This is a genomic window from Paenibacillus whitsoniae, assembly GCF_003955665.1.
Taxonomy (GTDB): domain Bacteria; phylum Bacillota; class Bacilli; order Paenibacillales; family NBRC-103111; genus Paenibacillus_E; species Paenibacillus_E whitsoniae.
The window spans coordinates 1-18299 of the sequence record NZ_RXHU01000117.1; the positions used below are offsets into that span (position 1 = coordinate 1).

The following is an 18299-nucleotide window of genomic DNA, read 5'->3' on the forward strand; positions in this document are numbered from 1 at the left end:
CCGAGCCCGGCAACGGAACGGGCACGGGTAACGGCACGACCGAGCCGGGCAACGGGACGGGTACGGGCAATGGCACGACCGACCCGGGCAACGGGACGGGCACGGGCAACGGCACGACCGACCCGGGTAACGGGACGGGTACGGGCAACGGCACGACCGAGCCCGGCAACGGAACGGGCAACGGCACAACCGACCCGGGCAACGGGACGGGCACGGGCAACGGCACGACCGCGCCGGGCGGCAGCGGCGCCGCCGGCAGTCCGGCCAGCGAGGATCAGCTGGCCGCCAAAGCCGAGCTCCAGCAGGCGAAGCTGGAGCAAGCCATCGCCGCCGGCGAGCCCGAAGCCGCTGCAGCCCTGCTGCAGCAGCTTCTCGCGACGCAGGCGCAGCTGGCCGACGCGCAATCCGGCGCGTCGCAAGGCATCGCTTCGCTGGATGCAGCGAAGCAGAAGCTGCAGGCTGCGCTGAGCGCAGCGCAGGCGCAGGGCGACACCGAGCGGGCGGCGGAGCTCGCCGCTTCCCTCGCTGCCGTCGACGAGGCGAAGCAGTCGATGCAGAAGGATGCGCTGTTCGCGCAGCTGGACGCCGTTACGGCGCTGACGGCGGAGCTTCCGTCGTCGCCCGGCGTGCAGCAGAAGCTGGAACAGCAGGCGAATGAGCTCCTGGCAAAGCTGCAGGAGCAGGAGAAGGCGAAGTATGCGCCGGAGGAGCTGCAAGAGCTCACCGCTACGGCAGACGCGCTTGCACAGACGACAGCAATCGACACGAGCGAAGAGCCCGTCACGATTCAGCCGCTTCCGCCGGAAAGCGTGATTTCTCCCAATATTTTTATCAAATTTACCGCGCCGCCTGTTATAATAAATGGGCAGGCATACTTACCGATTCGATCGGTGTCTGAGTCTTTTGGCGCAGCCGTGGACTGGGACCCTGATACCTTTACCGTTACGGTCAGTACGGAATATACGACGGTAACGAGCACGATTAATCAAGCTACGGCCTACATCGACGGCATACCTACTCAGAATGATGGTCCGTCGCTGCTGCTGGAAGGACGCACGTATGTGCCGATGCGTTTTATCGCGGAGTCCTTGGGGCTGCAGGTCGACTGGAACGAGGCCATGAAGATGATTCAGATTGCGAAATAAGAGGAGATACGTACGATGAAGAAATCGATTGCGGCATTGCTGCTTGTCCTGCTGCTTCTGGGTGCAGCCGGAACTTACCTGGGCTTTAACCGGGCTGACATCCAGCTATGGCCATTTCAAAAAAGCATGCCTTTCGACGGCTTATCGAAGGCGGTCTCGGATTCCAACCATCATTTATATGTGATTGATAACGCCAAGAAGGCGATTCACAAGCTGGATGCTGCCGGTGTGCTCCAGTATACGATTACAAGCGATGTGGGCAAGAACGGGGAGCTTTACCGCTTTAACGACATGGTTGCCGATGATCAGGGCTACCTGTACACGATTCGAACCTTGCTGGATCCCTACGGCATTAACGTAAAATCGGAGCAAATCGTGCGTTATAAGCCGGACGGTCAATTGGACCGCGTCCTCTTTACGCAGGATTACAGCGATACGCAATCCCGAAGATACCGGCTCGGCTCGCTGCGCAACGTGCAGGTGCATGACGGCATGTTGATCTTTTTCAACGATGAAGTCAAAAAGCTGACGCTGTACCAAATGCCGACCGCCGATACCGGCGGCGCCGAACCGAAGGCTGTATATTCCGTCGCTCTGCCGGAGAACAAATACGTCTCCGAAGCGGACGGTTATAAGCCGGGCGGCATTTATTTTACAACGCGCAGCGGAGAAATCTATCGCGCGCTGGCAAACGGAGGTACGGAGTTGGTTTATCCGCTTCCGGGGCTCGATCGCACTCGGCGCAACTTCCCGGAGAGCTTCCATCTCGACAATGAGGGGCGCCTGATATTCATTGATTTTAACAACCGCATGATTGCCCGTCTCGACCCGCAGCAGCCTTATGTGATCGAGTCGTTAGTCGACAAAGACAAGGCGAAAGCCAGCGGTGTAGAGCTGGAATTCAATGCGACGACGAGCTCCGTCGGTCAGGATAGCAGCTTGATTATCGTAGAATCGGCGCAAATCACCATTCGGCATGCGGATGGCACATTGACGCCTTCGATGGAAGAAGCGCTGTACAGCCGCAAGGATCGGGCTCACGCCATCGCGGTATGGTCCGTTGGAGTGGCAGGCGTGCTTCTGCTGCTATGGCTGATCAAAATTGTCTATTTTGACCTGCTGGATCGCCGGGTGCCGCTCATGGTGAAGCAGATTACGATTCTGATTCCCGTCATTGCGCTATCCATGATTCTGCTGTCTACGGTTATATACAGCAGCTTTTCTAAGAAAATGGAAGAAGAAACATTCAGCGAGCTGGTGCTGTTGGCGAAGAACGGCCAAAACCTGATCGACGGCGATAAGTTGGAGAGCATCACGTCCCCGCTGGATTACCGCAACACGGTGTTCCAATCGTTCCGCAAACGAATCAACGCCGTCTTCGATAACAATGCGCGGGACGACAATCAAGGCTTTTATAAAGCGGTGTATAAATTGGAAAATGGCACCATTTACCGAATTCTGGAAGACGACGACGGCATGCATATGTTCAATCCGTTCCTACCGACGGAGGAGAACCAGCAGGTCGCGAAGGAAGGCAAGACGATGACGGGCCAATGGGAAGACTTCTCCGGCGAATGGCGATATGCGATCGCTCCGATATACAACTCCTCGGGCACAATCGTCGGGATTTTCGAAACGAGCAAAAACCTCGATGGGCTGCTTAAGCATCGTCAAGCCGTCCTGCAGTCGATTATTCGCAACATTGTGTTGATTTCCATCGGCCTGTTGATCGTGTTATTTGTGATGACGTACGTCATGCTGTCTTCCATCCGCAAGCTGCGCAACAGTGTCGGCGAGATTGCCAAGGGCAATTGGGACACGGTCGTGGACATTCGCACGAGAGATGAGGTTTCCGATCTCGGCGACAGCGTCAACACGATGGCCGCCCGCATTCGGGATTACATTACAAAGGTTGAAAATTTCAGCCAGGCGTACTATCGGTTCGTGCCGCAGCAGTTTTTGCGGTTTCTGAACAAAGATTCGATTCTGGATGTCGAGCTTGGCGATCAGGTTGAGCAGCATATGTCCATTCTGAGCTTCAACATTCGCGGGTTTTTCAATTTGTCGAAACGGCTGACGCCAGAAGAGAACTTCAATTTCGTCAATTCCTTTCTCAAGCGCTTCGGGCCCTATGTGCGCAAGCATGAAGGGTTTATGAACAAATATTTGGGCGCTGGCTTCATTGCGCTGTTCCCGAACCGCACGGATGACGCGCTGATGGCTTGCGTCGAGATGCGCAGAGAGCTTGACGTGTACAATATGCACAGGGCCAAGGTGCGCTATGTCGCGATAGAAATCGGCATTGGGCTGCACAAAGGGCCGCTTCGTCTAGGCATCATCGGAGAGGAGCAGCGTCTGGAAAATAACGTCATCTCCGACGGCGTGAACATTTCGAACATGCTGGAGAAAATGACGGAACCGCTTGGCGCTTCCATCCTGATCACCGATGCCGTCGTGCAGTCGCTTGAGCAAGCCGGTCAGTTCCAATACCGGAATCTCGGCCTCATTCAAGCAGAAGGAGTCCAAGAACCGCTTCATCTATTCGACGTGTACCAAGGCGATCCGGAGACGGTTCGCATGCTCAAGGAGCGGACGAAGGCGCTGTTCGAGCAAGCGGTGACGTACTATCAGGTCGGCCGTTTCTACGATGCGCGCGAAGCCTTCCTTATGGTTTTGAAGCAAAACCGCCAGGATAAAGCCGCTCAATTGTATTTCTATGTCTGTGACGAATACTTCCAGCAGGGCACGACGACAGAATGGAATGGAACCTTGTCCGTTTCCTAAAGAGGAAGTTCAAAAAGTCGTCTTATGATCACGAAGCAAGTCAGGAAGTGAATTCGGCATCGAATCTTGCGTTCACTTTCGAAGTGCGGTGCTCATGTAGGTTTTGCCTACACTCCGCTCCTCCTTTTTCAAGTTCTCGCAACCTTCTCGGTGCTGAAAACCCGACTTTTTGAACACTTATTGATAAGCAGCCCAATCAGTCCCCAAAGAAAGAGGCGAATATCCCATGCAAGCACATGAAGTGGCTGTACGCGAGTTAACGAACGAAGCGGATGCGCTCCGCATTACGGAATTTTACTTGTCGGAGAACTCTTTTGACGATCAGCGGCATACACCTGGAGAATTGGAGCATTTTCGCACGGCGCCTTTGCTGAGCCTGTCGCAGCGTAATCACAAGCATTGGTTTATCGAAAATGAAGCCGGCGACATCGTGGCGGTCACGAGCTGCAAGGAGAATGAGCACCAATCCGGGGGCTTTTTGTGGGATTACCTGGTCGTTCACCGGGACTATCGGCGGTATGGGTTCGCCAAAGTGCTGTTTGCGGCACTGGAAGCGTTCGTCCGTTCTGCGCAGGGGCGGTATATTTTGACGTATACATGCGATTTGCCGGAATACCAGCCTATTCAGAAAATGTTCCGTAAGAACGGCTTCGACTTAATCGGCACTTATCCAAATTATTATTATGAAGGTGAAGCACGGTTAGCCTTTTATAAACCACTGTCTCCTTGACAGATAACTCATAGATTGGACCTGATGATATGCAAGGAACTTTACGAGGTTGGATGGGTCTGCGCACGGAGGACATCCGCAAGCTGTGGCGAATGCTGCCGATCTTCTACTTCAGCGGCATTGCGGAATCCTTGAACTACACGGCGTTCATGGCGCTTTTTAACCAACGTTTCGGCGTGCAGTATTTGCCTTATATTTATATCTTCGAAGCGGCGATTATGCCGCTTGAAGGCTGGCTGCTCGCCAAGCTTGCAAGCCGGCTGCCCAAAGCCAGGATGATGACGACGCTGTACCTCATCATGATCGGCTTGCTGGCGGTGAACGGCGCTGTGCTGCTCGGCTTTAAAGCGGGGGGCGTCGACTTCCGCTTCTACTATCCGATTCTGTTCATCTCCTCGAATTTTGTGATTCGCCAGCTGACGCTGCTGCTCTGGAGCACGGCCTTCGATTTGTGCCCTACGCAGCAGGCGAAGCGGCTGATGCCGACGTTTATCGCGTCGACGACAACCGGCGGCATCACCGCCGGATTGCTGGCGAGTCTGCTGGGGCGTTGGCTCGGCACGGAGGCGGTCTACGCGCTGGCGCCGGTGCTCATGGTGGCGGGCTTTCTTTTTTTCCGTAAAGCGATTGCCCGGTATCTCGTACCGCTGACGCTGAAAGAGGAGGGGCGGCTGCAGGCTGGCGCTTCATCCGCATCTGAGCTGGAAGAGTCTTCCGGCTACTATTTGAAAAACATCCTGCAAAGCCCGTTTCTCCTCTGCGCTGTCGCTTTGATGACACTGATGCCGGCCATCTATTTCATGATGGAGTATCAGTACTTTACCGCGGCGGAGGCGCGTTTTCCCCGGGAAGGCGATTTGACGTCGTTCTACGGTCTGATTACCGCCATTCAGTTCAGCGTGTGCCTCCTGCTGCAAACCGTATCTACGCGGTTGATGAATTGGCTTGGGGCCAGCAATATTTTGCTGGGGATCGGGATTATTTTCCTTGGCGGGTTTACATTGACTGCGCTCTTTATGAACGAATCGATGGGGCTGCCTGTCGTTTCGGGCTCCTATGCGATGTTCTACATCCTGCTCTACTATATTGCGGAGCCGTGCTATCAGCTGTTCTTCAAAATGATGCCGATGTCCAAACGCGACGGTTATCGTTACTTTGCTCAAGGGGTCGCGGCGTCAGGCGGGATTCTGATCGGTTCGCTGCTATCCCTGCTGCATTCCTCCGGGCTTGTGGCGCTGTCGCCGCTCGCTTGGGTGGGTGTCGTTGTAGGCGGCGTGCTGGTCATTGTCGCTTGGTTCGGGCGGCATCTGTACATTAAGGAGCTGGTCAAAAGCGTTCAGGGCCTTCACGCGGATTTATCCGAAGTGGCAAGCTCCTTCATCGGGGGGATGCGCAGCTCGAAGGCGCTGTCGGGGATGCTCGGCTACTTGAAGCACCCGAACGATTACGTGCGCGAGCTGGCGCTCGAGGTCATCGGGCAGGCCAAGGATTCCGCCTTCCTGCCGCATCTCATCTCCATGATCGCGGAGGAAAGCTCACGCATCCGCATTGCCGTACTCCGTGCAATGAATCTGCAAGGCGCGACGATTCAGGATCTCGTGCAGGTCGCCTCCTTCCTGGAGGACGAAGATCCGGATGTGCGGGCGGAATGTGTAAAGCTGATCTCCAGAGCGGCGCATCTCAAAAGCCAATCCCACTTCTTCATTCGCGTCAAACTGCTCGACAATCATCCAAAAGTGGTGCATGAGGTCGTCAAAGCGCTGCACGCGCTGGAAAGCGAAGAGAGCTATCAAGCGTGTGACGAAGCGATCATTAAAATGCTCGACTCCGGCGGCGAATGGGCGGTCTACGGCTGCCATACGGTCGCGGACCTCAAGCTGACGCAGTATGCCGCTTGGGTATTATCGCTGCTCGATGAGCAGCGCCCGGCTGTCAAGGTCGCGGCGGCGCATTGCATCGGCAAGCTGCAATATATCGAAGCGCTGCCGCAGCTCCTGGAGATTGTGCCGATGGCCGATCAGGAGCTGAAGCGAGTCATCCTGGGCGCGTTAGTCGATATGGGCGACAAGGCGCTGCCCGGCTTATTTGCCAACATGCAGCAGGAGAATCCGTATCGCTGGAACGTCGTGGTGACGGCGCTGGCGGAGCTGCTGGATGAGGGGCGTCTGCGCACGGTCCTGATCGACGGCTGCGTGGAACGTCTTCAAGCCTCGTCGAAGGAGCGTGCGCTGCCCGGCGCGCTGCGTGCGCTGGGGCTGGATGCGCTCGCGGATCTGGCAAAGGAGCGCTGCCAGGAGCTGCATGAAGCGCTGATCGGCGGCGCGTGGGCCGTGATGGCGAAGCTGGTCGACGAACGGATCGTGCAGACGCTGCGCGAAGCGATTCAGGACGAGAGCGAAGAGATTCGCGAGAACGGTCTGGAGGTGCTGGCGGAAGGGCTCGGCGATCGCCGCCTCGCTTATGCGCTGTTGGATCAGCTTAAGCAGGGGACGTCGGCCGGGGGCGAGACGACTCAGGAGCCGCACCTGCTTGTGCAGGAAGCGGAGGGCTGGTCGGACAGCTGGCTGCGGGAGATTGCGATGCATGCACGAAGTGAACGGGAGCGTGGGGATATGAGAGAAGATCGGAAGTTTCTGACGATGCTGGATAAGGTCATCTTTTTAAAACAGGTGTCCCTGTTCGCGGATTTATCGGTCGATGAGCTTGGTCTGATTGCCGGCATCGCGACGGAGGAAATACATGAGGATTTGACGTATCTGGTGCGTCGCGGCGAGCCAAACAGCGCCATGTATCTGATTATTGAAGGTCATGTGGAATTGAGCAATGCGACAGGCCAAGGCGAGACGGCAACGATCGGCGTACTCGGTCCCAAGCAGGCGGTAGGCGAGACGACCGCGCTTGACGGTTCGCCGTCTGCGGTGACGGCGCAGGTCATTTTCGATGAGGTGCGGGTGCTGACGCTGCAAGGAGAAAGCTTGTCCCGACTGGTTCGGCTGTATCCGGAAATCGGCATCGGTCTGCTGCATGCGTCGAGTGCGCGCGTACGGCTTTTGGAGAACATGCTGCTAACGATGTCGTAAAACCGGCAAGATGAGCAAATCGGTGTGAGAGGGTGAGCACGGTGACGACGGCAACCATCAGGTTAAGCAACGATTTAAGCGAGTTGGAGCGCTTGAGCCATTTTTTGCGGGGCTTGTCGGGCTCGATGGGGATGGATGATCAGGTGGTTTTTCAGATCAACCTGGTTTGCGATGAGCTGGTGACGAACATTATTTTGTATGGATATCCGTCCGAGGAGCGGGGGAGGCATACGATTGAGCTGGTGGTTGCAGCGGATGCGCACGGCTGGGAGCTGCGGCTCTCGGATCGCGGCGTTCCTTTCAACCCGCTGCTCAGGGCCAGCCCGCGGATCGATCTCGAGGTTGAGGATCGGGGTATCGGCGGGTTGGGCATTCATTTTGTTCGCCAGGTGATGGACGATTTGCGGTATGAACGACGGCATGATGAGAATGTGCTGATGATGCGGAAAGTACGAGGAAGCGAGGAAGGTGCATCATGATTATTCAAGAACGTGAACAAGGCGAGACGGTGGTGCTCAGTCTGCAGGGCAGGCTGGATGCGAATACGTCCGGCTCTTTGGAATCGGCGTTTGCCAAGCTGGTGGAGCAAGGCAAGGGGAAATTTGTGTTTAATTTGGAAGGGTTGGAGTATGTGAGCTCTGCGGGTCTGCGCAGTCTGCTGTCCGCCGCCAAAACGGTGAAGGTGATTCGCGGCAAGCTGGTCCTGGCTCATATGAACGAGCATGTTCGGGAAGTGTTTGATATGTCGGGCTTTAGTGCGATTTTTACGGTAATGGGGACAGAGGCGGAAGCTGTGCAGGCGATGGCGTAAAGGTTAATCCGTAAGGTACCGGAAAGGAGATGCGCGAGATGGGGATCGCCGCAGGTGTGCTGCTGCTTGTCAGCGTGATTGTGATCGGCTTGTTGCTCAGGAGCGAAAGCAGGCGGCTTGCCGCCGAGACGGAGCTTCAGCGCACGATGCAGCTGTTTGACGTCAGCCTCGAAGTCAATTCCACGATCCGCAAGCAGGATTTGCTGGTTAAAATCATGGAAACCTCCTCGCGCGTCGTGAATGCGGAGGCTTCTTCGGTTATTCTCGTCGACGAGGCGCGGGGCGAGCTGTTTTTTGACCTGGCGCTGGGGGAAAAAGGCGACGAGGTCCGCGAAATTCGCCTGAAAATCGGCGAAGGCATCGCTGGCTGGGTGGCGGAAACCGGCCAGCCTGTCAAGATCGACGACGCCGCATCGGACGAACGCTGGTCGTCGAAAGTGGCGAAGCGCGTCGACTATCCGACGCGGAATATGCTCTGCGTGCCCTTGATTTCCAAGGGCAAGATTATCGGCGTGCTGCAGGTGCTGAATAAGCGGGGCGGCGAGCCGTTTTCGGAACGCGATCTGCAGCTGCTGGAATCGATTGCCTCGCCGACGGCTGCGGCGCTGGAGAACGCGATGCTGTATGATGCGCTGGAGAAGTCGATTCATGCCTTGAAGGTGACGACAGCCGCTAAGGAACGAATGGAAAGCGAGCTGCGCATCGCGACGGACATTCAGATGGGCTTCCTGCCCCGGAAGAGTCTACACGTGCTGGCAGCCCGCAGGGCAGGTGCGGAATCGGACGCGGCTTCGGTTTCGGATGTTTTGGATGCTTCGGCAGTTGAAGCAGCCGGCACGGACATCGCAGCCGATTCCAGAGCGTATATCCGGCCGGCGAGAGAAGTGGGCGGCGATTTTTACGACTATTTTGAAATCGGCAAGGATAAGCTGTTCTTCGTGCTCGGCGATGTGTCGGACAAAGGGATTCCGGCGGCATTGTTTATGGCTGTCACGATGACGCTGCTGAAAGGAAAAATGACCGCGGACAGCACGCCAGGAACGTTGCTGACCGCCGTGAACCAGGAGCTGTACAAGGATGACTCGACGATGTTTGCGACGATCTGGTGCGGCGTGCTGGACATCGCAACCGGCGAACTCGTGTACAGCGATGGCGGCCACTGTCCGCCGTATGTGATCCGGGCCGGCGGCGAGGTGCTTCCGCTCAAAGGCCGCAAAGGCCTGCCGCTCGGCGTGATGGACGATATGGTGTACGCGGACAACACGATAACGCTGGAGCTTGGGGATCGGTTGATTTTGTACACGGATGGCATCACGGAAGCGGAGGACGGCCAACAGGATCAGTATGGGTTTGTCCGATTGGGCGAGCTGCTGACCCGAGAGGCTGCGGCAGACCAGCAGGAGCTGCTGAAGCGTTTGGTTGAGGATGTCGATCGCTTCACGAATGGCGCGGTGCAGTCCGACGATATGGCGGTGCTGATTGTGGACCGAAAACCTGCAAATCGCCCCACTACAGCGCCATTGGTTATGTTATAGTTAGGTTAAGATGAGCAGCGGGTTTCGACACGGGAGACTGGAAACAGCGATATTATTTTATAGACGTTATAGGGGGTTCAATGCCAATGGAACACTTGCGTATCAACAGGCAGCCAGACACTTCTCTTCAGCATCAACAACGCAATCATAAATCTCAGCCGCAAGCGCAATCAGCTGCCGCCTCCGAGCTTTCAAACATTCAGCGGACGATCGGCAATCGCGCCCTCGGCAGCATGCTGGGCATTCAAACGAAGCTGACCGTTGGTCCGGCTGGTGATGCTTACGAGCAGGAAGCGGATCAAATGGGCAAGGCCGCTGCCGATCACATTCAAGCGTCAGAAAGCGCGGCAGCGGGGCCGGACGTGCAGCGCAGCGAAGAGGAGACGGAGTTCGAGGACGAGGGCTTGCAAATGAAGCCTTCGATGGACAGCATCCAGCGCAGCGAAGGCGAAGAGATGGAAGGCGAGGATTTGCAGATGAAGTCGTCCTCGGAGAGCATCCAACGCAGCGAGGGCGAAGAGATGGAGGGCGAGGATCTGCAGATGAAGGCGTCCTCGGAGAGCATCCAGCGCAGCGAGGGTGAAGAGATGGAGGGCGAGGATCTGCAGATGAAGGCGTCCTCGGAGAGCATCCAGCGCAGCGAAGGCGACGAGATGGAGGGCGAAGAACTGCAAATGAAACCGTCCTCGGACACGATCCAGCTCAGCGGCGGAGGTCCTAACGAGGAGGAAGAGCCCCTGCAGATGAAAGGCGAAGCGGGAGAAGGCTTCGAGGCGGATGCCGGGATTGAGGAGCAGATTAAGTCGAAGCAGGGCTCCGGCAGCCCGATGGCACCGGATGTTCAAGCCAAGATGGAATCTGCGTTCAATACGGATTTTAGCTCGGTTAATATTCATACAGATTCAGATTCCTCAATGCTGAACCGGTCGCTGGGGGCCGAGGCGTTTGCGACGGGGAACGATGTCTTTTTCCGAGAAGGCCGGTATAATCCGGATACGCGCGAGGGGCAGGAGCTGTTAGGGCACGAGCTGACGCACGTCGTTCAGCAGCGGGGCGGTAAATAAAGAGCAGGCAGTTATTTAAGGGGTAAAGGAGCAACCTCGATGGCCAATCAGCAGCAATTTCTCGCCAAGCCCTCGCGTCTTGCGATGCAGCGAAAGCTGGCGCAATCGGGCAGTGCATCTGCGGAGGGGACGCAGGCGCCCGCGAATTTTATTCTTCAGTTGCAGCGCACGGTCGGCAATCGGGCTACGCAGCAGTTGATTCAGCGTGAAACGGATTCAGTGAAAGATGGCGCGGATCTTGGAGCGGGCATCGTCGGGGCGTTCGGCGAGAGCTTCGGGAAGCGATCGGACGATCTCAAAGACTCTTTTAAGCAAACGAATTACACGATAGAAGATCAGCAATCCAATCAGTACGGCGCCGTCTCTTCGACCGCTGATGTGGTTGGGGGACCTTTCCAAATTTTAAGCGCAATTCGGGAGACGATGTCCGTCTCGGGCGATACGAGCCGTACAGGCCACAATAAGCGCTGGAACTATGCGGGAACCGGTTCTTCGATGATAGAATCGACGGGCAAAATGGTGAGCGGATCCGCCGGCTTGGTGGACAAGGCGTCTAAAGCGGCGGGACATAAGGATGGCGTCGGTGCGTCTTCGGCCGTCAGCGATTACAGTGGCACGGTAGCGGAAGCGATCTCCGCGGTTAAAAGCACGATTATGGCCGTTAAGGCCATTTACGATTTATATAGTAAACATTCGGAGAACGGCGGCCTGAATAAGGCGGAGACGGCCAGAGGCGTCATCGAGGTTGTGAGCAATGCGATTCAAGGGGCTTCCTCCGGACTAAAAGTGGCTAAAGGCATTATGGAAATTATGCAGTCAAGCACAGACAGCTTGACGGCTGTCATCCCCGGCGTCAGCATCGCGGTGAGCGGTGTGAAAATCGCGCTGAAAACCGTCGATGTCATCAAAGCCGGTCTGAACCGGTCGGCGATGACAACGCTTAAGCGGGATTTCAAGACGAAGCACGCGGGCGCGGGCTTTATCAAAGCGAAGCGGTGGTTCGGCGGCAACGCCGGTGTCGACAAGACGAAGCTGGCGGCGCACAAGGTGGAGCTGGAGACGAAGGCTGCGCAGGGCGATGCAGCCGCAGCGGCCGAGCTGGAAGAAGTCAAACAGTACGAGCTTGCGAAGGAAATGAAAAAAATCAACGTCAAACGGACGGATCGCGGTGCGGTGCAGATCGGACTCGAGCTGACCAAAATCGCGGGGGACATCGCGACGCTGACCGGCGTCGGTGCGCAAGTGGGGACGCCGCTCAAGATCGTAGCCGCCGGTGTGGGCGCAGCGATGCCGGTTGTTCGCTCACTGAAGCAGGCGGGCCGGGACCGCGCGGCCAAAGCCGGCGCCTGGGGCATCACGAAGATGGTATTTAATGCCGATAAATCAACGGAGAAGAAGCTCGCGAAACGAAGTCAGGATTCCGATCTGATTATCGATATGGTCTCGAAGCTGCCGGCGTTCGATGAGTCGAACGCCGATGTCGTGAAACAGTACACCCAAGTGCAGAATTTCGTGGAAGCGACCGGAGTAAGTTTATTCCAATTGGAAACCGTAAAGAATGATCAGGTGAAGCTGAAAGAAGTTTTAGTTGAGGCAATGGGCAAACGAGAGTAGGAGGACGGCATTGTGAATCTGCCAGAAGTCGTACATGCGCGCCATTTGGCGCAGTTGGGATATTTGCAAGAGATTTTGGAAGAGACAGGGCTTGCTACGAATTTGCTGGAAAAGTCGGAAGCGATTCCGCTGCACGTCTTGATGGCCGGCTTTCAAGAGGATGCGAAGGGCCGCGAGCGATTCCTGCACTTCAGCTTTTTGCCGCTGAATGACGAGGAAATTACATCGGTGCAACTGCTGCAAATTTACAGCACGCTGCCGTTTCACTTGGGCGAGGGGCTTCGCGGGGAAGTCGGCGAGGTGCTGCTGGAAATCAACACGCGGCTGCCTGTCGGCCACTTCGGGATCAACGAGCAAGGCGAGCTGCATTACCGGTACGTCTACAGCATCCCGGCGTCCAGCACCTTCGAAAGCGAGCAAGTGCTCGAGATTCTCAGCTTGTTCGTGTACATGTGTGATATGTTCGCGGAGTACATCGAAAAGGTCGCCGGCGGCGAGGCAACGGCTGAGCAAGTGGTGGCGGCGCTGCGGGGATAAGGCAGTACTGTGAGAAAAGTCTGATGAGGTGCTGCTTGAGAGGGAAACCTTCCGCAGCTCCTTATTTGAAAACGGACGCATCAACTTCCAATTGATGAATACATAACTTCATACATGGGCTGTTTGTTCAAGTGACTCCGATATAGCGTGATGGTAGAGGTTTTCCACGTCAGGAGATCTCCGTTGATAAAAGTGGGAACCGCAAAATGATTAAGACGTTCACGATTGAAAGGTGTTGTGGCCGCGTAATTGCGGGCAAGTGTCAGATGGGGGTGATAAGCGCGCTCTTCCGGCTTATAACCTAGCGGCGCAAGTATGCTGCTCACCTGATTATGTAGGCTTTGGAGCCCTTTCACATTGCCGCCAACACCGGCCCATAGCACAGATGGTTGGGTTGAACGACCGAAATAGCCAAGGGAATCGATGCGAAGCGAAAGAGGACTTGACGCTGTCGACAGTTCCTGCAGCGCTTTTGTAATCTGTGAGACATCTTCTGAAGGCGTATCTCCGAGAAACTGCAGGGTAATATGTAAATCATCCGGATGGACCCATTTGCGAAAAGGCAGTTCCTTTTTTAACTCATCGATCCAATTGGCAACAACATGCTTAATCTCGGATGGGATCGGCACAGCAACAAATAAACGAACCATAGTCATCGTATTCATAGAACCCCTCTTATGACAAGCACCTCGGCAGCCGTTAACATAGGCAGCCGAAGTGCTTATTTATGCTTATACTCTCGCTTAAAGCCTGATATCTTCCAATATCAGGCAGTCTACTTGCTAGTGTCACCGAGTAACAAGAATTTTATCCCATTTCTAACAAACAAGGGAGGTGCTCCAGAGAAAATTCATAGTTGTAGGGTGGAAAGAATTTGTTGGATAATAGATATGAATTCCAGATAAAACGTCTGCAAGTGGAAAGATCCTTATCGATGGTAAAGGAGCGCAAAGCATGACTTATCCGCCTGAGCAGGCGAACGGACAATTCCAAATGAACGACTATCCCTTGGTGTCGACCAAGCTATATATTCCTCACAAACCTTCCGCATATGTTGCCAGAGAAAAGCTTAATGCGTTGTTAGATAAGACGCCTCACTGCAAACTCACACTGGTGATATCACCTCCTGGTTTTGGCAAAACAACGTTGGTCAGTCAATGGTGCCTGAATCAGACCATGCCCGTAGGGTGGGTTTCACTAGATCGCGGGGAGAACGATTGGCACCGGTTCTGGACTTATCTTATATCGGCAATCCAACGGCTATACCCAGGTGTCGGTCACAAGTCACTGTCGCTGCTGCAAACGATGTCTTGCTCACCCGAGCAAATGATTTCATGGCTGCTTAATGACCTATTTGAGCTAGGACATGATCTGGTGCTCGTACTTGACGATTACTATGTCATTGAAAATGAAGACATTCACCGCTCGATCGCTTTCTTGTTTGAGCGAATGCCGCCAAGCGTTCATCTCGTCATGCTGAGCCGCAAGCAGCCTCCGCTGTCGACTGGGCTTTTGCGCGTGAGCGGGCAACTGAACGAAATTAGTTCGGCTGATCTAAGATTTACCAATCAGGAGATGACCTTGTTCTGGGAGCGACGAACCGGGAAGGGAATTCAAGACGCCGCGCTCAAAACGCTTTCGGAGCGGACGGAAGGCTGGATTGCTGGCATACAGCTCGCCGTTTTATCTCACTTGGCCGGGCAGCCTGATGCGCTTCGCAGGTTCAAAGGAGACCATCGGTATGTTGTGGATTATCTCATGCAGGAAGTATTCGTCCATTTGCCTGAGGATACGCGCCATTTTCTAACAACAACAGCCATTCTGGAACGATTGCACCCGAGATTATGTGCAGCATTAACCGGTAAAGCGGAAGACGCAAGCAAGCTTCAGGAATTGGAACGGTTAAGTCTTTTCGTGATTCCCTTGGATGCTGATGGCATTTGGTATCGGTATCATCCTTTATTTTCGGATTTTTTGCGCAGTCGTTGGGCGAAAGAAGATCAGACTGACCTTGCATCCTTGCATGACATTGCCAGCAGATGGTTGGAGCAGCATCATTACACCAACGAGGCAATCGAGCACGCGCTGGCTGCTAAGGACTACGAGCGTGCGGGTGAACTCATTGCTGCAAGTGCGACGAATTTGCTGAAAAGAAGAGAATTGGCAACGCTGCATCGTTGGCTGATGGAGCTGCCTGACCCGATCAGAGAGCGTCCAGAACTGCTGATTACGCTGGTTTGGACGGAGCTGATCATGGGCCGCAGTGAGAATTTGGAGGGGTATGTTCGACTTCTGCAAAAGATACTGGATGTGCCCGGCCGTCATAAGTCTTCGCTGCACATTGCCATCGGAGAAGATGTTAAAGTTGCCAAGACCTATCATGCTATGCTCAAAGGCGATTTTGAACGCTGTATAGCGCTTCTTCAAGCGATGTTGGACGATGAATCCCTGCCGGATATCGAGGGGCTTCCGATGCTTTTCGGGCTGGGGATCGAGCTGAATGACGGTGCAGTTCCACTGATTCGAGGGTACTATGGCTTTAACGGCTCCATCAAAAAGTCAGAAAGCTACCATCGACTATATGCCACCTTTATTGAAAAACAGAGCTTTCACGACTTCCCTTTTACCGCCTATCAACGGACTGCGATGAGTGAGGTCTGCCTGGAGAGGAATCGGCTGACGGAAGCGCTGCAATTCGCGGAAGACGCGATCCGTATCGCCAGTTTGAACCGCATCGTAGGCGCCTACTTGCCGGCTGAAATCGTTCGTGTTCAAATCGCGATGGCTCGTGGCGACACCAAACATGCGATGAATTTGCTCGAAGGCGCCACGGAACAACTGGAGCTCATGCAACAGCGGCAGTCCCAGTGGGAAGCCCTGCTGCAAGCCTGCAAAGTGCGATGCCTCTTGAGCCTCGGAGAGCTGAACGCAGCTCAAGAGTGGTGCTCGGCTATGCCATGGAGCAGACAGCAGGATATGATGGGCAATCGAGAATATGAGCTGCTGACGTATATTCGTGTTCAGATGTGCACCGGAAATTGGAAGGAAGCGCAATATTGGTGTGAGCAGCTGCTCAGCCAAGCAAGGTCAGCAAGCCGAACGATGACGGAGATTGAAACGTTGCTCTGTCTCGCCCAAATCTATGAGAACCAGGAGCAGGCTCATTTTGCATTGCTTCATCTGCATGAGGCGCTATTGCTTGGCGAAAGAGAAGGCTGCCTGCAGTGCTTTAGCGAAACTAATTATCGTAAGCTGCTGCGGCAATATGCGGAAATGCGTCAAAACAACGCAATGACCAAGGCTCTTACAGCGGGTGTATCGCGTTCCTTCTTGCAACACATCCTCTCTTTGCATATCGGCCAGGAGCCTAAGGATTCGACGAAAGAGTCAGAAGCGCATTCCGTGTTCATGTTAACAGCCCGTGAGGAAGAAGTGCTGCAACTGCTGGCGGAAGGGCTGTCCAACAAGTCAATCGCTAGCCGGTTGGTACTTACGGAAGGCACAGTAAAGCTTCATTTGCATCGGATTTACAGTAAGTTGCAAGTTGCCAATCGAATCCAGGCGATCCAAGAGGCCAAACAGAAGGGACTTCTAAAGTAAAGATATATCCCTGCTGTATATCGTCCGTTAGACGGCAACCTTCCTCCATTTTGATACACTTTGTTTATTCAAAAAAAGGAGGAAGACGATGCGAAAAGATCAATTTGACGTGATTATCGTCGGCGGCAGAGTTGCAGGTTCCACGCTTGCGTATGAATTGGCGCGGAACGGATATGAGGTGCTGCTTCTGGATCGTGCGGAATTTCCAAGCGATACGCTGTCAACGCACAACTTTTTTAACAATTCGGTCGGAATGCTGCGTGAGATGGGCGTGTTGGATAAGCTGCTTCAGACCGGTACGCCTTTATACAAAAAGGCTCATATTCAGATGGGGGACGTTGTCATTGAGGCAGATTATCCCGTCGTCAATGGCGAAAGCCATAGCCTCTGCATCCGACGCAAATATTTAGATAAAATGCTGTGGGATCATGCCGCTATGCAGAAAGAAGTGACCACTTTGCAAGGCTTCCGCGTTACGGACGTTCTCTGGCAGGGGGATACGGTGACAGGTGTCGTTGGTGTAAACCGCGAAGGCCTCCAATCCTCCTATACGGCTGGATTAGTCGTTGGTGCGGACGGACGTCATTCCACGCTGCGCCGTTTAGTAAACAGCGAACGGAAGATGGCTGTCCCAACAGACTACGCTTCCTATGTGGGGTACTTCTCCGGTTATGTACAAGAAGGGGAGCCCCGTGTAGAATTTTACGTGACGGCAGGACGTATCGCGATCCTCTTTCCGACCAGCGATGACATGCATGTCGTTGGTTTGATGTTTCCGTTAGAGGATGCCGAATGGAAGAATAAATTTCTGGGCGAACCCGAAGCAAGCTTCCGTGAGCTGGTTCGCAGCGCTTTTGCCCATACGGATTTCCCACGAAGGCTGGAAACCTCGAAACTGGAAGAACCGATCCGAGGGCTGCTCGGCTATGACAATGACTGGTTCCAAGCGATGGGTTCAGGGTGGGCACTGGTCGGAGATGCCATTTCCTTCAAGGATCCTGCGGTCGGCCAAGGGATGCACGATGCAATCTATAGCGCTCGATTATTGACTTCCATCCTTGCCGCAACGGACGATTGGGCAGCGAACTGGAATCGTATGGCTCATCAATATCAAAATGAGCTGGAGTCTAAGATGATGTCGCGCTTTCACATGGCTTGTCAGATTACGAAAAATACACCGCCAACGCAGGAACAAGTAATGGTGAATCGCGTAATCGCTAGCTATCCGGAGGCGGCACAAGCATTTCTAGGAATTTACAACTACGCGAATGAGCCTGAAGCGCTGGGGCAAACCGTCATGCGACTGATTCAGAAGGAAAATCGATAAGAGGCATTGTGATTGCTCTCGTGTATGTAATCTGGTTGATATAAAGAAAAGGCCTGAGCGTACCGGCTCACA

13 protein-coding genes are annotated in these 18299 nt (G+C 54.6%); 12 read left to right on the forward strand and 1 reads right to left on the reverse strand.

Annotated features, from left to right (window positions below; all coding sequences use genetic code 11):
* From EJQ19_RS29385 to EJQ19_RS29430, 10 genes are all read left to right on the forward strand, one after another.
* The coding region (locus tag EJQ19_RS29385; RefSeq protein ID WP_164716817.1) for a copper amine oxidase N-terminal domain-containing protein at window positions 1-1145 on the forward strand (1145 nt) is incomplete at its 5' end.
* A gap of 15 nt (window positions 1146-1160) precedes the next feature.
* A complete protein-coding gene (locus tag EJQ19_RS29390) occupies window positions 1161-3929 on the forward strand; it encodes an adenylate/guanylate cyclase domain-containing protein (RefSeq protein ID WP_126144798.1) in 2769 nt (922 codons plus the stop codon).
* A 226-nt stretch (window positions 3930-4155) separates the two neighbouring features.
* The gene (locus EJQ19_RS29395; protein WP_126144799.1) at window positions 4156-4659 is read left to right on the forward strand and encodes a GNAT family N-acetyltransferase; all 504 of its coding nucleotides are present in this window, start codon (window positions 4156-4158) and stop codon (window positions 4657-4659) included.
* Between the two features lie 53 nt (window positions 4660-4712).
* Window positions 4713-7739: a HEAT repeat domain-containing protein gene (locus tag EJQ19_RS29400; protein WP_164716819.1), complete on the forward strand. Its 3027-nt coding sequence runs from the start codon at window positions 4713-4715 to the stop codon at window positions 7737-7739.
* A gap of 41 nt (window positions 7740-7780) precedes the next feature.
* The gene (locus tag EJQ19_RS29405) at window positions 7781-8218 is read left to right on the forward strand and encodes an ATP-binding protein (protein ID WP_164716821.1); all 438 of its coding nucleotides are present in this window, start codon (window positions 7781-7783) and stop codon (window positions 8216-8218) included.
* Window positions 8215-8550: an STAS domain-containing protein gene (locus EJQ19_RS29410; protein WP_126144802.1), complete on the forward strand. Its 336-nt coding sequence runs from the start codon at window positions 8215-8217 to the stop codon at window positions 8548-8550. Before EJQ19_RS29405 ends, EJQ19_RS29410 begins: the two co-directional genes overlap by 4 nt.
* A gap of 38 nt (window positions 8551-8588) precedes the next feature.
* Window positions 8589-10085 (forward strand): PP2C family protein-serine/threonine phosphatase, encoded by a 1497-nt coding sequence (locus EJQ19_RS29415; protein ID WP_164716823.1) that lies wholly within the window; start codon window positions 8589-8591, stop codon window positions 10083-10085.
* 86 nt (window positions 10086-10171) lie between these two features.
* Window positions 10172-11149: an eCIS core domain-containing protein gene (locus EJQ19_RS32715; protein WP_164716824.1), complete on the forward strand. Its 978-nt coding sequence runs from the start codon at window positions 10172-10174 to the stop codon at window positions 11147-11149.
* Window positions 11150-11188: 39 nt separating this feature from the next.
* Window positions 11189-12763, forward strand: coding sequence for a hypothetical protein (locus EJQ19_RS29425; protein ID WP_126144805.1), 1575 nt, complete (start codon window positions 11189-11191; stop codon window positions 12761-12763).
* Window positions 12764-12775: 12 nt separating this feature from the next.
* A complete protein-coding gene (locus EJQ19_RS29430) occupies window positions 12776-13300 on the forward strand; it encodes a YbjN domain-containing protein (protein ID WP_126144806.1) in 525 nt (174 codons plus the stop codon).
* An 80-nt stretch (window positions 13301-13380) separates the two neighbouring features.
* Here EJQ19_RS29430 and thpR read toward each other — a convergent pair whose 3' ends face one another.
* Window positions 13381-13965, reverse strand: coding sequence for an RNA 2',3'-cyclic phosphodiesterase (gene thpR / locus EJQ19_RS29435; RefSeq protein ID WP_126144807.1), 585 nt, complete (start codon window positions 13963-13965; stop codon window positions 13381-13383).
* A gap of 289 nt (window positions 13966-14254) precedes the next feature.
* On the opposite strand from thpR, the gene EJQ19_RS29440 reads away from it, so the two are divergent.
* Together EJQ19_RS29440 and EJQ19_RS29445 are read left to right on the forward strand one after the other, a co-directional pair.
* Window positions 14255-16900, forward strand: a complete 2646-nt coding sequence (locus tag EJQ19_RS29440; RefSeq protein WP_126144808.1) for a winged helix-turn-helix domain-containing protein — start codon at window positions 14255-14257, stop codon at window positions 16898-16900.
* A gap of 88 nt (window positions 16901-16988) precedes the next feature.
* Window positions 16989-18227 carry an NAD(P)/FAD-dependent oxidoreductase gene (locus EJQ19_RS29445; protein ID WP_126144809.1) on the forward strand — a complete coding sequence of 413 codons (1239 nt, stop codon included), beginning with the start codon at window positions 16989-16991 and terminating at the stop codon, window positions 18225-18227.
* Window positions 18228-18299 lie beyond the last annotated feature (72 nt).

Excerpts from the sequence above, each read along its gene's own strand:
- EJQ19_RS29390 (WP_126144798.1), top strand. The coding sequence starts at position 1,161 with ATGAAGAAATCGATTGCGGCATTGCTGCTTGTCCTGCTGCTTCTGGGT.
- EJQ19_RS29395 (WP_126144799.1), top strand. The coding sequence starts at position 4,156 with ATGCAAGCACATGAAGTGGCTGTACGCGAGTTAACGAACGAAGCGGAT.
- EJQ19_RS29400 (WP_164716819.1), top strand. The coding sequence starts at position 4,713 with ATGGGTCTGCGCACGGAGGACATCCGCAAGCTGTGGCGAATGCTGCCG.
- EJQ19_RS29410 (WP_126144802.1), top strand. The coding sequence starts at position 8,215 with ATGATTATTCAAGAACGTGAACAAGGCGAGACGGTGGTGCTCAGTCTG.
- EJQ19_RS29415 (WP_164716823.1), top strand. The coding sequence starts at position 8,589 with ATGGGGATCGCCGCAGGTGTGCTGCTGCTTGTCAGCGTGATTGTGATC.
- EJQ19_RS32715 (WP_164716824.1), top strand. The coding sequence starts at position 10,172 with ATGGAACACTTGCGTATCAACAGGCAGCCAGACACTTCTCTTCAGCAT.
- EJQ19_RS29425 (WP_126144805.1), top strand. The coding sequence starts at position 11,189 with ATGGCCAATCAGCAGCAATTTCTCGCCAAGCCCTCGCGTCTTGCGATG.
- thpR (WP_126144807.1), bottom strand. The coding sequence starts at position 13,965 with ATGAATACGATGACTATGGTTCGTTTATTTGTTGCTGTGCCGATCCCA.
- EJQ19_RS29440 (WP_126144808.1), top strand. The coding sequence starts at position 14,255 with ATGACTTATCCGCCTGAGCAGGCGAACGGACAATTCCAAATGAACGAC.
- EJQ19_RS29445 (WP_126144809.1), top strand. The coding sequence starts at position 16,989 with ATGCGAAAAGATCAATTTGACGTGATTATCGTCGGCGGCAGAGTTGCA.